14 protein-coding genes and 3 pseudogenes are annotated in these 18,898 nt (G+C 70.2%); 11 read left to right on the top strand and 6 right to left on the bottom strand.

What is annotated here, in order from left to right; all coding sequences use genetic code 11:
- Positions 1–69 precede the first annotated feature (69 nt).
- Positions 70–753: a TetR/AcrR family transcriptional regulator gene (locus ACFV9J_RS17315; RefSeq protein ID WP_385355007.1), complete on the bottom strand. Its 684-nt coding sequence runs from the start codon at positions 751–753 to the stop codon at positions 70–72.
- Positions 754–904: 151 nt separating this feature from the next.
- On the opposite strand from ACFV9J_RS17315, the gene ACFV9J_RS17310 reads away from it, so the two are divergent.
- From ACFV9J_RS17310 to ACFV9J_RS17300, 3 genes are all read left to right on the top strand, one after another.
- A complete protein-coding gene (locus tag ACFV9J_RS17310) occupies positions 905–2,389 on the top strand; it encodes a DHA2 family efflux MFS transporter permease subunit (RefSeq protein ID WP_385355005.1) in 1,485 nt (494 codons plus the stop codon).
- Positions 2,390–2,623: 234 nt separating this feature from the next.
- On the top strand, positions 2,624–3,661 hold the full coding sequence (locus tag ACFV9J_RS17305; RefSeq protein ID WP_385355003.1) for a methyltransferase: 1,038 nt from the start codon (positions 2,624–2,626) through the stop codon (positions 3,659–3,661).
- Between the two features lie 121 nt (positions 3,662–3,782).
- Positions 3,783–4,763 carry a carbohydrate kinase family protein gene (locus ACFV9J_RS17300; RefSeq protein WP_385355001.1) on the top strand — a complete coding sequence of 327 codons (981 nt, stop codon included), beginning with the start codon at positions 3,783–3,785 and terminating at the stop codon, positions 4,761–4,763.
- 148 nt (positions 4,764–4,911) lie between these two features.
- Here ACFV9J_RS17300 and ACFV9J_RS17295 read toward each other — a convergent pair.
- Positions 4,912–5,202: pseudogene (locus ACFV9J_RS17295) on the bottom strand (hypothetical protein); the annotation flags it as partial.
- 494 nt (positions 5,203–5,696) lie between these two features.
- Between ACFV9J_RS17295 and ACFV9J_RS17290 the strand changes: the two are divergent.
- Together ACFV9J_RS17290 and ACFV9J_RS17285 are read left to right on the top strand one after the other, a co-directional pair.
- Complete coding sequence (locus ACFV9J_RS17290; RefSeq protein WP_385354999.1) at positions 5,697–5,894, top strand: ferredoxin; 198 nt, start codon at positions 5,697–5,699, stop codon at positions 5,892–5,894.
- A 57-nt stretch (positions 5,895–5,951) separates the two neighbouring features.
- Positions 5,952–6,180: pseudogene (locus ACFV9J_RS17285) on the top strand (IS5/IS1182 family transposase); the annotation flags it as partial.
- A 98-nt stretch (positions 6,181–6,278) separates the two neighbouring features.
- Here ACFV9J_RS17285 and ACFV9J_RS17280 read toward each other — a convergent pair.
- Positions 6,279–6,749, bottom strand: coding sequence for a MarR family winged helix-turn-helix transcriptional regulator (locus ACFV9J_RS17280; RefSeq protein WP_385354997.1), 471 nt, complete (start codon positions 6,747–6,749; stop codon positions 6,279–6,281).
- A gap of 184 nt (positions 6,750–6,933) precedes the next feature.
- Here ACFV9J_RS17280 and ACFV9J_RS17275 point away from each other — a divergent pair, with 184 nt between their 5' ends.
- From ACFV9J_RS17275 to ACFV9J_RS17255, 5 genes and pseudogenes are all read left to right on the top strand, one after another.
- A complete protein-coding gene (locus tag ACFV9J_RS17275; RefSeq protein WP_385354995.1) occupies positions 6,934–7,974 on the top strand; it encodes an LLM class flavin-dependent oxidoreductase in 1,041 nt (346 codons plus the stop codon).
- Positions 7,971–8,633 (top strand): NAD(P)H-dependent oxidoreductase, encoded by a 663-nt coding sequence (locus ACFV9J_RS17270; protein ID WP_385354993.1) that lies wholly within the window; start codon positions 7,971–7,973, stop codon positions 8,631–8,633. The genes ACFV9J_RS17275 and ACFV9J_RS17270 overlap by 4 nt, the downstream gene beginning before the upstream one ends.
- Positions 8,634–8,678: 45 nt before the next feature.
- Positions 8,679–9,272: pseudogene (locus ACFV9J_RS17265) on the top strand (serine/threonine-protein kinase); the annotation flags it as partial.
- Positions 9,273–9,336: 64 nt separating this feature from the next.
- A complete protein-coding gene (locus ACFV9J_RS17260) occupies positions 9,337–10,920 on the top strand; it encodes a PQQ-binding-like beta-propeller repeat protein (RefSeq protein WP_385354991.1) in 1,584 nt (527 codons plus the stop codon).
- Positions 10,921–11,062: 142 nt separating this feature from the next.
- Entirely contained in the window at positions 11,063–11,722 is a 660-nt protein-coding gene (locus ACFV9J_RS17255) for a hypothetical protein (protein WP_385354989.1), read from the top strand.
- Positions 11,723–11,975: 253 nt separating this feature from the next.
- Here the strand turns inward: ACFV9J_RS17255 and ACFV9J_RS17250 are convergent, their stop codons facing one another.
- On the bottom strand, positions 11,976–12,866 hold the full coding sequence (locus ACFV9J_RS17250; RefSeq protein WP_385355509.1) for an enoyl-CoA hydratase: 891 nt from the start codon (positions 12,864–12,866) through the stop codon (positions 11,976–11,978).
- 343 nt (positions 12,867–13,209) lie between these two features.
- Complete coding sequence (locus ACFV9J_RS17245; protein ID WP_385354987.1) at positions 13,210–13,968, bottom strand: hypothetical protein; 759 nt, start codon at positions 13,966–13,968, stop codon at positions 13,210–13,212.
- 140 nt (positions 13,969–14,108) lie between these two features.
- Here ACFV9J_RS17245 and ggt point away from each other — a divergent pair, with 140 nt between their 5' ends.
- Positions 14,109–15,917, top strand: a complete 1,809-nt coding sequence (ggt, locus tag ACFV9J_RS17240) for a gamma-glutamyltransferase (protein ID WP_385354985.1) — start codon at positions 14,109–14,111, stop codon at positions 15,915–15,917.
- Here ggt and ACFV9J_RS17235 read toward each other — a convergent pair whose 3' ends face one another.
- Positions 15,918–18,449: an ATP-dependent Clp protease ATP-binding subunit gene (locus ACFV9J_RS17235; RefSeq protein WP_385354983.1), complete on the bottom strand. Its 2,532-nt coding sequence runs from the start codon at positions 18,447–18,449 to the stop codon at positions 15,918–15,920.
- Between the last annotated feature and the right edge of the window lie 449 nt (positions 18,450–18,898).

The raw sequence follows: 18,898 nt of genomic DNA, 5'->3' as shown, positions 1-18,898 counted from the left end.
AGCCCGAGGGAACGACCCCAGGTCAACGAACTTGACGGTGACTTGTCGACCTTGCAGAGATTTGACAGTTCATCGTGTCGCCGCGCCTTCGGCTTCGGTCGACGCCCTGCCGAATGCCATGAGGAAGGTTCGGACCGCGCCTGTTGCGATGTCCCGCAGCGCGTCCTCGGACAGCTGCGCGGTGCCGAACTTCGACCGCGCCTCGGCCGGGCCGGTGAGCAGGGCGATGAACTGCTCGGCTGCCTGGGTCGGGTCGGTGGTGTGCAGCCGGCCGCCGAGGGTGAGGCGTGCGAACCGGTCGGCGAGCGCCTCGGTGGCGCGGTTGGTGCCGCTGCCGCGCACGGTCTCCAGCAGGTCGGGGAACCGGGTGACCTCGGCGTACAGCAGCCGGCGCAGTGCCCAGGACCGGTCGCTCGCATAGCATCGGAGCAGCTTGAGGCCGGTGTCCGTGAGTGCGGCCTGGAGATCGTCTCCTGGTTCGGTGAGCTGCTCGATCACCGCGAGATTCTCGGTCTGGGCGGTGTCGGCGGCCACCTCGATCGCATTGCGGAACAGGTTCGCCTTGTCGCTGAGGTGGTTGTAGACGGTGGGCTTGGCCACCTTGGCCTCGGCCGCGATCTCCTTCACACACGCGTTGGCGTATCCCTCGCGCGCGAAAACGGTGAAGGCGGCGTCCAGGATCGCCTGCCGCTTGTCGATGCGTCCTCGGGAGGCCCTGGGCCCCGACGCCACGGTCGTAGTCACTCCGGTCACCCCGTAATCCTACCTCCGGGTGCGAGCCAATGAACCAGCGAGTTCAAAACTGTGGTCTACTCGGTTGCACTGGGCTGGCAAGGTCACTAGATTGAACCGGTGGGTTCATTCGAATCCGACGAATCCAATAGCGTTTCAACCGGAGAGAGCGATGACGCAAGTACGGGATGACCGCCTGGAGCCCGCGCTGGTGCGCCTGATCGCCGTGGTCCTGCTGGGAGGGATGCTCGGCATCCTCAACAGCACGATGGTGGCGGTTGCGATCGGCCCCCTGAGTCAAGAGTTCGGCACGTCACTCAACACGATCGGTTGGGCCTCCACCGGCTTCCTGCTGGCCGTCACCGCCATGATCCCGTTCACTTCGTGGGCGGTGGACCGGTTCGGCAGCAAGCGGATGTGGACCATCGGCCTCCTCACCTTCATCGGCGGTACGCTCGCCTGTGCACTGGCCTGGGGCGTCGGCAGCCTCATCGCCTTCCGCGTCGTCCAGGGCATCGGAGCGGGCATCCTCGACCCGCTCGTCCTGGTGCTCCTGGCTCGCGCCGCCGGTCCCCACCGGGCCGGTCGCGTCATGGGGCTGATGGGTGTTGTGCTCTCCCTCGGTCCGGTCCTCGGCCCGGTCGTCGGTGGCGCCGTCCTGCAGGGCCTCAGCTGGCGTTGGATGTTCATCTTCGGCCTGCCCCTCGGCCTTGTGGCACTGGTCCTCGCGCTTAAGGTCATCCCGACCGACCCGCCGCGTGGCGGTGAGGAGCCGTTCGCGAAGCTCGACGTCGTCGGACTCGCCCTGCTCGGTCCCGGCTTCGCCGTCCTCGTCCTGGCCATGAACCAGTCCGCGGAGCGCAACGCGTTCGCGGTGTGGCAGGTCCTGTCCCCGCTGATCCTCGGCGCAGTCATGCTGCTGGTGTACGTCGTCCACGCGCTCCGGGAACGCCGCTCCGGCCCGCCGCTGATCGACCTGCGCCTGTTCAAGAGCGGCAGCTTCACCGCCAGTGTCACCGTCATGACCCTCAGTGGCCTCGCCACTTTCGCGGGGCTCTTCGCTCTGCCGCTCTATTACCAGCAGGTTCACGGCATGGGCACCCTCGAAGCCGGTCTGCTCGTCACCCCGATCGGCGCAGGAGCCGCACTCGCCATGCCGCTCGCCGGCGGCCTCAGTGACAAGATCGGAAGCCGCAGCCTCGCCCAAGGAGGCGCCGTCGTCGCCGCGTTCGGTTGCTTCATCCTCACCACCGTCGACGCCGACACCAGCGCGGTATGGTCCTCGGTCGCCGCTCTCGTCGTCGGCCTCGGCCTCGGCTTCGTCGGCGCGCCGACGATGGGCTCCTTGTACCGTACGCTGCCGATGCACCTTGTTCCGCAGGGCAGCTCCGTCCTCTACATGCTGAACCAGCTCGGCGCGGCCATCGGTATCGCCCTGGTCACCGTGATCCTCAAGACCATCGGCGACACGGACGCTCTCAAAGGCATCCACGGTGTGTACTGGTTCGCCATTGGCACCCTCGCAGCGCTGTTCGTGGCGACCCTGTTCCTGCCCGGCCGGATCGAGGCCCCTGCGGCAGCCCAGACCGGCGGCTCGGCAGACGATCCGCAGCCCGTCTCCGGCCAGCAGTCCGCCGACGCCTCCTCGTCGCACTGAGGGCCGTCGAGCCCTCCCCTTGATTCCCGCGCCAGGTTTCGTCCCCCGTACCTGGCGCGGGGCCTTCTCCTGTGCGAGGTCCCGTGCGGGAAATCTGACACTACTCTGACGTTTCTCTGAATTCCCTCAAGAAGACCTGCACAAAGAGCACTTGGAATGCCTCCCGGCTCCCTGGACAATGAAAGCGAAAAGACGTCACGCAATGGCACTCTCTTCCTAGGAGGATCCGGGCACATGGACGAAACGTGCACTCAGGAGCCTGAGCAGTCCAATCCGGCCCAGGTCATGGGAATTCTGTCCGGTCACTGGCAGACCAGGATGCTCCTTACCGCGGTCGAATGCGAGCTCTTCACCAGTCTCTCCGGCAGTTCCGCCGACGCTGCCGAACTGAGCGAGCGCCTTGGGTTCGCCATGCCGGGCGCCGGTGACTTTTTTCTTGCCCTCGCCGGCATCGGACTGCTGGAGGTCCACGACGGCCGGTACCGCAACTCGCCCGCGGCCGAACATTTCCTTGTCCAGGGCCGGCCGCAGTTCATCGGCGGCTACCTCCGGTTCTGCGAGCGCGAGCTCAACCCCGCCTGGGACGGTCTCGGCCAGTCGTTGCGCACCGGCAAGCCGCACAACCGGGCCGCCGACGCCGGCAGCAACCCGTACCACGCGCTCTATGCCGACGAAGAGACCACCGACTCCTTCCTCGCCAGCATGGACATGTTCAACACCCCGATCGCGGCCCGCGTCGCCGCCCTCGACTGGAGTGGCTACAGCTCCTTCGTGGATGTCGGAGGCGCCCGCGGCAACCTCGCCCACCACCTCGCGTCGGCCCACCCGCACTTGCAGGCCGGGGTTTTCGATCTCCCACAGCTCGACCGCGCTTTCGACAAGCACATGGCCGCCCTCGCCCCCGCGAACCCGATCACCTTTCACGGGGGTGACTTCTTCACCGACTCGTTGCCCGGCGCCGACGTACTGGTCTTCGGTCACATCCTGCACAACTGGGGCACCGAGGACCGGCTCAAACTGCTGCGCAGCGCGTACGACGCGGTCAATCCGGGTGGAGCCGTGATCGTCTACGACCCCATGGTGAGTGACGACACTCCGCCGCTGTACGCGGTCATGGCGAGTCTCAGTATGCTGGTCTGGTCGGCCGGCGGCCACGAGTACGCGGTCGACGACTGTCACCGCTGGTTGACGGAAGTGGGTTTCCGGCCCGAAACCGTCGGACTCGCCAATTCCCAGGACGATGTGCTGATCATCGGCCACAAGAGCCGCTGACCGGCTGTTCGGACCGGAGAGATCTCCGGTCGAAGGTTCCGCCCGTGCGTCAGGCGCCGGCCAACTCCCTGCTCGCGTCCCCGGTCTCGTCCCCCGGCCTTCTCCCCGAAAGGACACCCCCGTGCGTATCGCCGTGACCGGATCAATCGCCACCGATCACCTCATGTCGTACCCGGGCCGCTTCGCCGACCAGATCCTCGACGACCGGCTCGATCGGGTGTCCCTCTCCTTCCTCGCGGACAGGCTGGAGATCCGTAATGGGGGAGTGGCCGCCAACATCGCTCTGGGCCTGGCCCGGCTGGGGACCGAGACCGTGCTGGTCGGCGCTGCCGGCAAGGACTTCACCGAGTACGGCGCCTGGTTGCGGGACAACGGCGTCGACACCGCGCACGTCCACATCAGCCGGAACCACCACACCGCCCGTTTCGTCTGCACCACTGACCGGGACCACAATCAGGTGGCCACCTTCTATGCCGGTGCGATGGTGGAGGCGTCCCGAGCCACCCTCACCTCCGTCCAGGAACGCTCCGGTGCCCTGGACTTGGCAGTCGTCGCTCCGAACGATCCCGGGGCGATGCAGTCGCTCACCCGCGAGTGCCGCCGCCTCGGCATCCCCTTCGCCGCCGACCCCTCCCAACAACTCGCCCGGCTCACCGGCCCCGAGACCCGTCGTCTGGTGCGGGGCGCCCGGTTCCTCTTCACCAATGAGTACGAGGCCAGGTTGCTGCAGGAACGCACCGGATGGAGCAGGGCAGAGGTGCTGTGCCACGCGGAGACGTGGCTGGTGACGCGAGGAGCCGCAGGGGTGGACATCGGGCGCGCCGGACACCCTTGGTTGCACGTGGATGCCGTCCCGGTCGCCGTACCCGTCGAGCCCACGGGTGTCGGCGACGCCTTCCGCGCGGGTTTCCTCGCCGGCATCGACCGCGGCCTGGCATATGAGCAGGCGGCTCGCCTCGGATGTGCGCTCGCCAGCGTTGTCATCCAAGTGATCGGCACGCAGGAGTACAAGCTGTCGGGAGCCCGACTGCTCCTGGAGATCGAGGCAACCTACGGCTTCTCCGCCGCATGTGAGCTCGAACCGCACCTTACGCCGCTCTGACGCCTCGTATCGGCCGTGGAGGGTGCAACTCTCCGGGCTCCACGGTGCGTGCCGTGATCCGGGTCCGAGCAGCCATCCAGGGAAAGGGCACGTCGGTGACGAGGGCGGAACCGGGGACGCCATTCCAGCGCCTTGCGCTGCCCGTTCGGGCCCGGTGGGAGTTGCGGGAGGCAGGTGCGGGGGTCGGCAGGGGCCTGGGAGTTGACGACCTTGAGCAGGAGCACGAAGGAATTGTTGCCGTGCTTGCGGGCCAGTTTCTCGTGGTGCCGGGCGAGGTAGCGGGTGGCGGCCTGGTTGGTGATCGCGCGCTGGCCGCAGAACAGAAACGCGGGCCGCGCCTCGCACCGGTCCCCGGCGGTGAGGCGGGCCAGCAGTTCATCCGCACCCCGGGCAGCGTCGCCGCCATGTGGGCGACCATGCGCCGGTTCGGACGCGTTCCGGGAGTCCGGACAGGCGCCTGACCTCCGCGTACGTATAACCCCTAATGCGGCAAGGGCCTCCGTGGCGAGAACGGAGGAGCGCGGGCGTCGGGCACCACTTTGCCCGGGGCCGACGCAGGCCAATCACGTGTCCGGTGGTGGCGAATCCGGCCACGAAGGCGAAGGAGAGGACGCCCGTCAGGCGCTGCCCGCCGAGCATCTGGTCGATGGCGGATACACCTCCCCTCCCCTCCCTCTCCATCTGGAGCAGGGAGCCCGGGAACACCAGGTCACGGTCACGCACCGTTGCCGGTCAACTCCACCCGCCAGCACCGCAAGAACGACAACGCCTCCTCCAGGGCGTGGCACTGGACAAGGTCGCCGCCCGCGACGCCATCGACGACCTCGATGCACTGGCTTACTTCGCCCGGTTTTCGCCAGGAAGGACCTAAGGCGATGTCCAGACCAAACCAGGCCTGCCGCTGGATGCCCGTGCGTGAAAAGAGGAGGCCCGGTGCGTGTATCCGTCGACCGTGACCGCTGCGTAGGCGCGGGACAATGTGTGTTCTCGGCCGAATTGGTCTTCGATCAGGACGAAGACGACGGACTGGTCGTTCTGCAGAACTCTGATCCCCCGCTTGCGGAGTTGGATGCTGTCGGCGACGCGGTGGACCGGTGTCCCGCAGGAGCCATCACGTTGCGCGAGAAGTGACCGCTGCGGGCTCGCAAGGCCTTCTTTCCGCCCGTATGTGCGGGCCGTCCGCCGGGGCCGCTCGCGGTGTCGCTGACCGGCGGGAACCGCAACGACGTCACACAACTCGAGCCGCTGCTGGACAAGATCCCGGCCGTCGCGGGCCGGGCCGGCAGACCCCGCCGGCGGCCGGGCGCGCTGCTGGAGAGGTGAGCCGCACGGCACCGCACTGGGCGTCTTCCGCTACGTCGTCGAGCACACGATCGCCTGGCTCCATGGCTTCCGCCGCCTTCGCATCCGCAGGGAGGCGTTGCACTGGCCGGGCGTGATGCGCGGTATGGCGAGGCGCGCTGAGGGCGGCGTCTCGGTCGTCCCGTTGCACCCGCCCGAAAGGCCGTGGCGTGGTCATGAGGAGCCCGCATCCGGCTCCGCGCCGTCGTCCGGGTCGAGCCGTGTCCAGACCTCGGTGAGGTTGCGCAGGTTGTCGTCATCGAGCCGGTCGAAGAACAGGGCGCGCAGGTCGCTGTGCTGTTGGCGCCACGCCTTGCGCATAAGGGTTCTTCCGTCGCGGGTCAGGACCGCCTCGAAACCACGGCCGTCATCGGCCGACCGTCGCCTTTGGATCAGCCCGCGACGCTCCAGCCGGTCGGCGAGCCGTGTGAATCCGCCGCTTGTCATCAGGCTTCGCTGGGCGAGGTCTGACATGCGCATCCCGTTGCGACCGGCCTCGCCGAGCAGGGCCAGTACGCCGTACTCGGCCATGCTCACATTCAGTGGCGCGAGCCCGGCCTCGATCGCGCGCCAGATTCGATCATGGGTGAGCAGGAATCCCTGCCATGCCGCGTATTCGAGTTCTCCCAGCCTGTCGGTCGCCATGAGCAGCACGGTAGCGGGAGAGGATTCCGGAGCCAACTCGGGGTCTCTGCCTGCGCACCAGCACCCGGCACGCGAACGGAATAAGTGTCTGCGCAGGCAGATTAGTGGGAGTAGATCCGCCTACCGGGGGCGCTCGGCGCCACCGACCGGAGAGAGGAACCCCAGGTCGTTCGAGATTGGCGTGATGACCTTTGTCGAGGTCACGGAGGACCCGGTCACCGGCGTCTCCCCGTCCCCGCGACAGCGTGTCCGCGAGACGATCGAGCAGGCGCAGGCAGCCGACCAGGCCGGGCTCGACGTGTTCGGCGTCGGCGAGCACCACCGCGGCGACTTCGTCGGGTCGGCGCCGGCCGTCCTGCTGGCAGCCGCCGCGGCGAAGACCGAGCGCATCAAGCTCACGAGCTCGGTCACCGTGCTCGGCTCCGAGGACCCGGTACGCCTGTGGGAACAGTTCGCCACCCTTGACCTGCTGTCCGCCGGACGTGCCGAGATCATCGCCGGACGCGGCTCCTACACCGAGTCCTTCCCCCTGTTCGGATACGACCTCAAGGACTACGCGGACCTCTTCCGCGAGAAGCTCGACCTCCTGCTCAACATACGCGGGCAGAACCCCCTGACCTGGCAGGGCCGCTTCCGCGCCCCCCTGGTGGACGCCGACATCGCACCGCGGGCCGACGGCGACACCATCCCGGTCTGGGTGGGTGTCGGCGGATCGCCGGCATCGGCCATCAGCACGGGCCGGCTCGGCCTGCCGATGGCGATGGCACTGCTGCTCGGCCCGCTGACCTCCCAGGTGGAGACGGCCGACCTGTACCGCATGGCCGCGGCGGACGCCGGTCACGACGTGAAGGCCCTGCCGATCAGCATCAACGCGCACGGATACGTCGGACGCACCAGCCAGGGCGCGCGGGACACCATGTACCCCTACTTCGCCAAAGGCATGATGGAGAACAACCACCAGCGCGGCGCCGGCTTCCCCCTCTCCCGATCCGTGTTCGACGCACAGGCGTCACCGGCGGCCGGGCTGCTCGTCGGCAGCCCGCAAGAGGTGATCGACAAGCTCCTCACGTACCGCGAGGTGTACGGCCTGAATCGCGCCGTCATCCAGATGGGCTTCGGCGGGATGCCGCAAAAGGACCACCTGGAGGCGATAGAGCTGCTCGGCACGGAGGTCGCCCCTGTCGTGCGCCGGGAGAGCGAGTCACGGGAAGGGGCTGTGTCATGACGACACCGCCCAGCAGCGAGACGACGGGTGCCGCCCGCGCAGCCGGCCCGGCGCTGCGCGTCGTGGTCGTCAACGGCAGCCCCAGCCGGCCGTCCAGGACCATGGGGCTCGTCCGCGTGATCCTCGACAGGCTCGTTGAGCTGCTTCCGGTCGAGACGTCCCAGATCGATGTCTATCACTTGGGCCCGGCGTTCACCGGCACGATCGAGCGCGACGAGGCTCCGGAGGAGGTGCACGCCAAGCTCCGCCTCGCGGAGGAAGCCGATCTGCTCATCGCGGCTGTTCCGGTCTACCGTGGCTCCTACCCCGGCATGTTCAAGCACTTCTTCGACTTGATCGACCAGTACGCGCTCGCGAACAAGCCCGTGCTCCTCGCTGCGACAGGCGGGGGCGACCATCACGCGCTGGCCTTGGAACACGCGCTGCGGCCGCTGTTCGGCTTCTTCCAAGCGTTGACGATCCCGGTGGCAGTCTTCGCGTCGGCCGGTGACTTCGACGGTTCCACTCTGCTCAACCCCCGCGTGCACGGACGCGTGGAGATCGCACTCGCCGACGTCGCGGACCTTCTCAGGACACGGGCGACGGGCTACCGGACGAGGACGCGCAGGGCAGAGGTGGGAAGTCCGGCCCCAGCCTCGTCGGGAAGCAGCTCGCCGTGATCGCCCCCCCGGAGCCGCAGGCTCCCGGCTTGACACCAACATGGCATGATGACCGACGGGTTGCTGCCGGCATCCTGGAGGGGACAGAAGCGGGTGGAAGCGTTCGCGGCGCTGCGGGCAGTCGACCCGGAGCAGGTCGGGCCGTACCGGCTGGTGGCCAGGCTCGGGTCGGGCGGGATGGGCAGCGTGTACCTGGGGCGGTCGCCCGGTGGCCGGACGGTCGCGGTCAAGGTCGTCCGGCCGGATCTGGCGGAGGAGGCCGGCTTCCAGCGCCGGTTCGCCCGGGAGGTGGCCGCCGCCCGCCGGGTGAACGGCGCCTTCACCGCCGGGGTGGTCGACGCGGACCCGGCCGGGACACCGCCGTGGCTGGCCACCGAGTACGTGCGGGGCATGGCGCTCGGCGCGGCCGTCGAGGCGCACGGGCCGTGGCCGGTGGGGTACGTGCTGCGGCTGGGCGCGGGCCTGGCCGAGGCGCTCGCCCGGATCCACGCGGCCGGTGTGGTGCACCGGGATCTGAAGCCGTCGAACATCCTCCTCGCGCAGGACGGGCCCCGGGTCATCGACTTCGGGATATCCGCCGTCAGCGAGGCCACCGCGTTGACGCAGACCGGCACCATGGTCGGCACGCCCGGCTACATGTCCCCCGAACAGCTGATGGGCCCGCACGCGGACCCCGCCGCCGACGTGTTCGCTCTGGGGGCCCGTGCTGGTGTACGCGGCCACCGGGGTGGGTCCGTTCGGCACCGGAGCGTCGCATGCCGTCGCCTACCGCACGGTGCACGAACCGCCCGCCCTGGACCGCGTCCCCCCGGCGTTGCGCGGCGTGGTCGGGGCCTGCCTGGAGAAGGACCCCGGGCGACGCCCCACCGTGGCCCGACTCGTGACGGAACTGCTCTCCGGGAGCGACGGGAGCGACGGCGCCTCGTCGCCGATCCCCCCTCACGACGACTGGCTGCCACCGGCGGTCGCCCGGATGATGCCGAGCGCGGGCGGTACGCTGCCGCCCCTCGGGCCGGCGGGCCGGGACCCGGCCTGGCAGCGACCCACGGCGGACGCCGCCGCTCCGGTCGCCCTGGGCCCCGGGGGCGCGACGCGGGCCGTACCGTCCACACGACGGGCGCCCGGACTCACCCGGCGGCGCGCTCTGCTCGGGCTCACGGGCGCCGCCGCCGTGGTGGCGACCGGGGCCGGCGGCTGGCTGTCCGGCATCGGCCGCGGCGGCACCGGCGCCACGCCCGCCGCCACCGCGCCGCCGAAGCCCGGCACGCTGCGCTGGAAGTCGTACGCCATCGCCGACGCGGACGACGAGGCGAACGGCGCCGAGACGGCGAACCTCACCGTCGTCCACGGCCTGCTCCACGTGGCCGGCAGCACGGCCCTGTACGCGCTGTCCGCCGACAGCGGTGCCAAGAAGTGGGCGTACGCCCCGGGCCACAAGTGGGAATGGACCAACCCCGCCGTCGCGGCGGCCGGCGACACGGTCTTCCTCGGCGTCGACGGGACGGTGCACGCGCTGCACGCCGCCACCGGCACCAAGCGGTGGGTCCAGTCCACGGCCGGCGACTACGCCTACCCGACCGTGCACGACGAGGCGCTCTACACCGTCAGCGTCGACGACGAGGGCAGCGAATTCGGCGCCCGTACCTGGCTGTACGCGGCGTCCGCGAAGACCGGCACCGAGCGGTGGTCCAAGGAAGCCGATCAGCAGCGGTCACCCGTGAGTGTGGCCGGTGACAGCCTGTACAACAGTATCGGCGGCGTGCTTTTCGCGCTGCGCCCCGACACCGGCGACACGCGCTGGCAGTTCGACACCGGTGGCCCCGCGGCCGACACCCCCACGGTCAGCGGCGGCACGGTCTACGTCAACGGTGTCGGACACGATCTGACCGAGGGCGCCGTTTTCGCCGTGTCCGCGGCCACCGGGAGGAAACTGTGGGAGTGGCGCAAGAGCGACACTCCCCTCGCCCGTCCGACGGTGGCAGGCGACATCGTCCTGGTCAGCAACATCGTGGGTGCGGAGCGCAGCATGCTGTGGGCGCTCGACGCGAAGTCCGGCAAGGTGATCTGGCAGCGCCATCTCGCCGACGGCTTCCTCACCCGCCCCGCCACGGCGGACGGCGCCGTCTACGTCGTCGGCGACGGCGTCCTGTACGCGCTGCGCGCCGCCACCGGCGCGACGGTGTGGCGGTACGACACCAAGACCTCCGTCCATGCGGACCCACTGGTCGTCGGCGACACCATCTACCTCTCCAGTTCCACCGGCAAGGTCTACGCGGTGTGGGCCTGACGGCATGCGCCCGAGTCCCGGGGTCGGCCCGCCGTCGGTTGCCGGCGGAGCCGAGGGCGCACGTCGGAACTGGCGGGGAGACCACCAACGGCTCACGGCCCACATGGGCACATGGCGGGCCGCACTTCCGAAGGACGAACGCATGAAATGGGACGCCTGGTCTTCCGAGTTGCGCGCGAGGCTGGACCGCTTCCGCGACGCGGCGCTCGCGCGCGGCATCCCGACCGCGGATGTCGAGCGGTGGCTGGGCCTGGCACGGCCGTGTCTCTTGCTGACGTGTCGTGCGGAGGGACCAGTCGCAGGCCGTTTCGGCGGCCCGGTGATGCTGCCGCCCGACGTCCCCGTACCGCTGCACGATGAAGAATGCCCCGAGGAACCCGACCATCTGATCGCGACCCTCGACTTCGCGGCCCTTCCCGAGGGCGCGACGGATCTGCCGCTGCCGTCCGAGGGCCACCTGCTGTTGTTCGCCTGGCCCGAACTGGAGGCGACCGAGGACCCCACCTGCACGAGCGGGCACACGGTGTACGTCTCGGTCGGCACCACTGTCGAGGAACGTAGGGTGGAGTACGACTTCGATGCCCACTTCCTGGTGGACGAGAACTTCGACAGCAACCTACGTGGTGAGCTGCACGTTGAGTGCGACGTGTCCCTGCCGGACCACGAAATTCTCTCCAACGATCCGATCCTGGTTGATCACCCTCGCGCCAAAGAACTGCGTGGGGTGTGGTCGGAGTGGGTACGCCTGGGACAGCGAGGGATGGGGCGACCCCGTCACAAGGTGCGCGAACGCTGCCGCTAAGGACCCTTCGGGGCAATCAGGGCCTGTGGACTGGGTGCTCCTGGGTGAATGGAATCCTCAGATGGACAACCTGGAATGCGTCACCATGTACTGGGTGATCACCCAGGAAGACCTCGCAGCGGGCCGCTTCGACGCGCGGTCAGGACCACGATGATCGCCAGTCCCTGACGGCACGTCATTCTCGCAGGATCGCGTTCGCCGGCCGCAGGGGTGTCGGGCTCGACCGGCACCGGCGCGTATCCGGCCGCCCTGATCAACCCGTCTCTTCCCACTCTTTCGGCAAGTCCCAGATGTCGCCGACCAGAGGGAAGCCGGCGGGGTCGATGTAGGAACCGCCGTGCGCGATCCTGTTGTGGGCGTGTCCCAGAGTGTGCAGACCGAAGGCCGCCTGCAGGGCGTTCCACTGGCCCTGGATCTCCAGGGTCTGGTTCACGGCCTTCTTCGCCATCTTCAGACCCGCGGTGGGGCGGGTCGCGATCCGCTCGGCGAGCGCCAGCGTGGCAGACTCCAGCTCGGCCCGGGGGACGACCCTGCTGACCATGCCCAGTTCCTCGGCCTCCGGTGCCGTGAGGATGTCCCCTGTGAACAGCAGCTCCTTCGCACGCCGGGGACCGAACTCCCACGGGTGCATGAACAGTTCCACCGCGCTGATGCCGAACGCCGTGACCGGGTCGGCGAACCGTGCATCTTCACTGGCCACGATGAGATCGGTGGGCCACATGAGCATCAGGCCGCCCGCGAACACCCGCCCCTGAACCGCCGAGACGGTCGGCTTGGGGAAGTTGCGCCATCGCCAGTGCAGCTGCAGGAAGACCTCGTTCTCCCAGGCCATGTCACCCTCGACCCCTCCCAGATTCAGGCCGCCCTCCAGCGTGACCTGGTGCATCCCGTCGGTGCTGAACAACGAGTCGACATCGTGCCCGAGTGAGAAGTCATCGCCCTCCGCGGCGAGCACGAAGACGGAGATCGAGTCGTCCGCCGCGGCACGCCGGTACGCGGCGTCGAGTTCGTAGAAGAGGTGGACATCTGCCAGGTTGCCGGCCTCGGACCGAGTGAGCGTCGCGCGGGCGACCCGCTCAGCAGGTACGTCGTAGGTCACGCGCTCGCCGAGCTTCACCGGCCGAGGCAGAGGGTGATGAGTCATCTCGATCTTCTTTCGCGGTGTCGTAGGGGTGAAGACCTCGCGGTCACCTTGCCAAACCTCCCGCGACGGCCCATCTGGACCGTCGTGCGCGGTACACGCGAGGACTGTTGGCAACGTACATCCGCCGCCCAGAGATAACAAGGTGTCTGTGCAAGCAACTATATTGCGAGCTCCCGGGCCGCCTGTACCGCCGGCACCACGGGAGACGGTCGGGTCAGAGGCGACCGGGACGAAGAGGGCCGGCTCGCACCGCGGCATCGCGACGTCCGCGAGGCAGTCCTCGCCCAGCGCAACCGCCGTCGACAGATCTCTTCGCCGGTCTCGGCTGAAACCTGTCGACCGTTCAGGCCCGGTGGGAGTTGCGGGAGGCAGGTGCGGGGGTCGGCAGGGGGCTGGTCGCCGCCCGGGTGACGTCGCCGACGAGTTCGACGACGTCCGGGCCGTACGCCTGGGAGTTGACGACCTTGAGCAGCAGCACGAAGGAGTTGCTGCCGTGCTTGCGGGCCAGTTTCTCGTGGTGCCGGGCGAGGTAGCGGGTGGCGGCCTGGTTGGTGATCGCGCGCTGGCCGCAGAACAGGAACGCGGGGCGGGCCTCGCGCCGGTCGCCGGCGGTGAGGCGGGCCAGCAGCACGTACTCCGTGACACCCGCCTCCAGCCGGTAGCGCTCGCTGCCGATCTGGAAGGCGCCCCGGTCGGGACCGGGCTCCGGGTCGACGTTCATCCGCACCCCGGGCAGCATCGCCGCCATGTGGGCGACCATGCGCCGGTTCGAACCGGGCCCGCCCACGCAGAACTCCGTACGCTCGCCGAAGCCCTGGCCGACCATGTCCTGGGTGACCACCTGGACGTGCGCGCCGCAGTCCTTGACCAGCGCGGCGAGTTCCAGCAGCGCGAAGACGTCGAAGCGGTGGACCGCCGGTTCGGAGGCGGCCGGGTCCCGGTTGACGACGAGCAGCGACTCCGAACTGTCCGGCAGCCCGAAGAACGCCTGCTTCCGCCGGAGTTTGCGCTTCCACAGGTAGCTGCGGGCGAGCCAGCCCAGCGTGGCGCTGATGCCCGCCGCGACCACACCCAGGACGATGTTGCGTACGTCGTCAGTCATGGGCGCGCATGCTAGCGGGCGTCGGCGTACCTGTGTTCGACGGGGCGCGGCACCCGGGCGCACCCGGGCTCGTCGTGTGCTCCTGACGCGGCCATGACGATCAACTAAGCTGCCCGAACGGCCTTTCCCTGGAGGTGCGGATGCGTCGCCCTGTCGCACGGAATCTGACGGTCCTGGCGGTCTCGGCCGCCGTCGTGGTGTCGGTGGGAGCGGCCGCGCCGCCCACGGCCCGGCACCGGCCCGCTCCGAAGACCCCGGTCGCCGTCGGCTACGGCGGCGCGGTCTCCAGCGTCGACCGGGACGCCTCCGCCGCCGGCATCGAGGTGCTCCGCAAGGGCGGCAACGCCGTCGACGCGGCCGTGGCCACCGCCGCGGCACTGGGCGTCACCGAGCCGTACTCCGCCGGGGTCGGCGGCGGTGGCTACTTCGTCTACTACGACGCCAAGTCCCGCACCGTGCGCACCATCGACGGCCGCGAGACCGCGCCGCTGACCGCCGACGAGAAGCTCTTCACGGAGGACGGCGAGCCGCTCGCCTTCGCCGACGCCGTCACCAGCGGCCTCGCCGTCGGCACCCCGGGCACCCCGGCCACCTGGCAGACCGCCCTCGACCGGTGGGGCAGCCGGAAGCTGTCGTCCGTGCTCAAGCCCGCCGAACGGCTCGCCCGGCACGGCTTCACCGTCGACGAGACCTTCCGCTCCCAGACCGCCGCCAACGAGCAGCGGTTCCGCTACTTCCCCGACACCGCCGAGCTGTTCCTGCCCGGGGGTGAACTCCCGGCCGTCGGCTCCACGTTCAAGAACCCCGACCTGGCCCGCACGTACAAGGAGCTGGGCCGCGAGGGTGTCGGCGCGATCTACCACGGCGCACTGGGCGAGGACATCGTCGACACCGTCAACAAGCCGCCCGTCGACCCGGACTCGGGCTGGAACGCGCGTCCCGGCGACCTGTCCACCAAGGACCTCGCCGCCTACGAGGCCAAGCTCCAGGCGCCGACGAGGACCTCGTACCGCGGCCTGAACGTGTACTCCATCGCACCCTCCTCCTCCGGCGGCACCACCGTCGGCGAGGCCCTCAACATCCTGGAGCGCACCGACCTCTCCGCCGCGGACAAGGCCGGCTACCTGCACCGCTACATCGAGGCCAGCCGCATCGCCTTCGCCGACCGGGGCCGCTGGGTCGGCGACCCCGCCTTCGAGGACGTACCGACGAAGGAGCTGCTGTCCCAGCGGTACGCCGACTCGCGTGAGTGCCTGATCAAGGACGACGCGGTACTCACCAGCCCGCTCGCCCCCGGCGACCCGCGGCACCCGGCCGACTGCGCGGGCGGCGGGACGGCGGCGCCGACGACGTACGAGGGCGAGAACACCACGCACCTCACGGTCGCCGACAAGTGGGGCAACGTCGTCGCCTACACGCTCACCATCGAGCAGACCGGCGGCAGCGGCATCACCGTGCCGGGGCGCGGCTTCCTGCTCAACAACGAGCTGACGGACTTCTCCTTCGCACCGGCGGGCCCGGCCGTGCACGACCCGAACCTGCCCGGTCCCGGCAAGCGCCCCCGTTCCTCGATCGCCCCGACGATCGTCCTGGACCGGCACCACGAGCCGGTGGTGGCCCTCGGCTCGCCCGGCGGCGCCACCATCATCACCACCGTGCTCCAGACCCTCACCGGCTTCCTCGACCGCGGGCTCCCGCTCGTCGACGCGATCGCGGCCCCGCGCGCCAGCCAGCGCAACGCCGCGCAGACCGAACTCGAACCCGGCCTCTACGACAGCGGCGTACGGGCCGAGCTGGAGGCCCTCGGGCACTCCTTCAAGCTCACCCCCGAGATCGGCGCCGCGACCGCCGTACAGCGGCTGCCGCACGGCAGGTGGCTGGCCGCCGCGGAGAAGGTACGGCGCGGCGGCGGCTCGGCGATGGTGGTCGCACCGGTGCGGCAGAGGTAGTCACAGTTCGGGGGCGGGCCGCCGTTCGGGCGTGCGGAACGCGAGGCGCCCGCCCTCGACGTCGACCGTCACCCGGCCGCCCTCCGTGACCCGGCCGTCGAGGAGCAGCCGGGACAGCTCGTTGTCCACCTCGCGCTGGATGGTGCGGCGCAGCGGCCGGGCGCCGTACTCGGGCTGGTAGCCGCGCTCGGCGAGCCAGTCCACGGCCGCGTCGGTGAAGTCGACGGTGATGCCCTGCGCGTGCACCATGCGGCGGGTCTGCTCCAGGAGCAGGCTGGTGATCTGCCGCAGCTGCTCGCCGCTGAGCTGGCGGAAGACCACGATCTCGTCGACACGGTTCAGGAACTCGGGGCGGAAGTGCTCCCGCAGCGGGCGCAGCACCTGCTCGCGCCGTGCCTCCTCGTCCGCCTCCGCGCCGCCCGAGCCGAAGCCGATCCCGGCCCCGCGCCGGGTGATCACGTCGGAGCCCAGGTTGCTGGTCATCACGACGACCGCGTTGGAGAAGTCCACCGTCCGGCCCTGCGAGTCGGTCAGCCGCCCGTCGTCCAGGACCTGGAGCAGGATGTTGAAGACGTCGGGGTGCGCCTTCTCCACCTCGTCCAGCAGGAGCAGCGAGTACGGGTGCCGGCGCACCACCTCGGTGAGCTGACCGGCCTCCTCGTGCCCGACGTAGCCGGGCGGGGCGCCGACCAGGCGGCTGACGGTGTGCCGCTCCTGGTACTCGCTCATGTCGAGGCGCACCATCCGGTCCTCGCTGCCGAACAGCGCCTCGGCCAGTGCCCGGGCCAGCTCCGTCTTGCCGACGCCGGTGGGGCCGAGGAAGAGGAAGCTGCCGATGGGCCGGTCCGGACTGGACAGCCCGGCGCGGGAGCGCAGCACGGCGTCGGAGACCACCCGTACCGCCTCGTCCTGGCCGACGACCCGTTCGTGCAGGTGGGACTCCAGGCCGAGCAGGCGGTCCTTCTCCTCCTGGGTGAGGCTGCTCACCGGGATGCCGGTCTGCCGGGAGACGACCTCGGCGATGGACTCGGTGCCGACGACCAGCTTCAGACCTTCGTCGGCCTCGCCGTCGCCGGTGGCCTCGGTGATCCGCTGCTTCAGCTCCACGATCCGGTCGCGCAGCTGCGTCGCCTGCTCGTACTGCTCGTCGGCGACCGCCTGGTCCTTGTCCCGGACGAGCTGGTCGACCTCGCGCTCCAGGGCGCGTACGTCGGTGCCCTTGGTGCGCGACTGGAGCCGGTCGCGGGCGCCCGCCTGGTCGATCAGGTCGATGGCCTTGTCGGGCAGCCGCCGGTCGGTGAGGTAGCGGTCGGACATCTCCACGGCCGCGACCAGTGCCTCGTCGGTGTAGCGGACCTGGTGGTGGGCCTCATAGCGGTCGCGCAGGCCGCGCAGGATCTCGATCGCGTCGGCGGTGGTGGGCTCCGGCACCAGGATCGGCTGGAAGCGGCGGGCGAGGGCCGCGTCCTTCTCGATCCTGCGATACTCCTCCAGCGTGGTGGCGCCCACGATGTGCAGCTCGCCGCGGGCCAGGGCCGGCTTGAGGATGTTCCCGGCGTCCATCGACCCGCCCTCGCCGCCGCCACCGGCGCCGACCACGGTGTGCAGCTCGTCGATGAAGATGATCAGCTGGTCGGAGTGGGCGCGGATCTCGCCCACGATGTTGTTCATCCGCTCCTCGAAGTCGCCCCGGTAGCGGGTTCCGGCGACCACGCCGGTCAGGTCGAGGGCGACCACCCGCCGCCCGACCAGCACGTCGGGCACGTCGCCGTCGGTGATGCGCTGGGCGAGGCCCTCCACGACGGCGGTCTTGCCGACGCCGGCGTCCCCGATCAGGACGGGGTTGTTCTTGCCGCGCCGGGAGAGCACCTCGACGGTCTGCTCGATCTCCTCCTCGCGTCCGATCACCGGGTCGATCCGGCCCTGCTGGGCCAGGTCGGTGAGGTCACGGCCGTACTTGTCCAGGGTCGGCGTGTTCGTGCCCCGGGCGCTCTCGGCGCGGCCCTTCGCGGCCTCCGGCGCTTCCGTGGGCACGTTGGAGGGCGCGAACCGGGCCGCGTTCAGGATGTGCCCGGCGGCCGAGTCCGGGTTGGCGGCCAGGGCGCTGAGCACGTGTTCCGGGCCGATGTACCCGGTGCCGGTGGAGCGGGCCAGCTCGTGCGCGTCCAGCAGGGCGCGCTTGACGGCCGGGGTGAGCGAGAGCGACGTGGGCGGCGGGACCTCGCCCGGCGGGTGCTGCACGGGTCCGGTCCGCTCGTCGATCTGCGAGGCCAGCGAGTCGGGGTCGGCACCGGCCCGGCTGAGCAGCCCCCGGGTCGGCTCGGTGGACAGCGCGGCCCGCAGCAGGTGCTCGGTGTCCAGGTCCCGGCTGCCGTGTTCGGCGGCGTACTGTGCGGCGCCGCGCACCAGCTCCCGGGCGGGCTGGCTGAGCAGTCGGCCGATGTCGATCTGCCGGGGCTTGGGCCCGCCGAAGAAGCGTGCCAGGAATTCCGCGAACGGGTCGCCCTCCGGGCCCATGTAGCCGCTGGTCATCGTGTACGGACCTCCGCTGCATCGCTGATCGACGTGCCGGGGCCGGGTAACCCGGCAGACGTGCGGTCATGCCCAACATGACACGTTCTGTTCCACCGGGCATGCCGGGAACCCGGGCGGGCGGAGGCCCCTCATCCGGCCCGGGGCCGACCACCGGCCCGCCTCACGGCCCGGACCCGCGGCCGGGTCTCGCGGCTCGATCCCGGGTCGGGCTCACGGCACGGTCCGCGTCTCCCGCGACCCGGGCCCCGTTCGTCCCCGGGCTCGCGGCTCGGTCTCCCGGTCGGCCTCACGGCCCGGCCCCGGCCGTCGGCCTCGGTGCCGGCCTCGCGGCCCGGCCCCGGCCCTCGGCCCCGGTGCCGGCCTCGCGACCCGGACCCGGCCCTCGGCCCCGGTGCCGGGCTCGCGACCCGGCCCGGACCCGGCCCGGACCCGGCCCGGGCCGGGTC

Origin of the sequence: Streptomyces sp. NPDC059906 (assembly GCF_042730645.1) — a bacterium.
GTDB lineage: Bacteria > Actinomycetota > Actinomycetes > Streptomycetales > Streptomycetaceae > Streptomyces > Streptomyces rubrogriseus.
The sequence above is the reverse complement of the archived record's forward strand: the minus strand, read 5'-3'. Positions and strand labels throughout refer to the sequence as shown.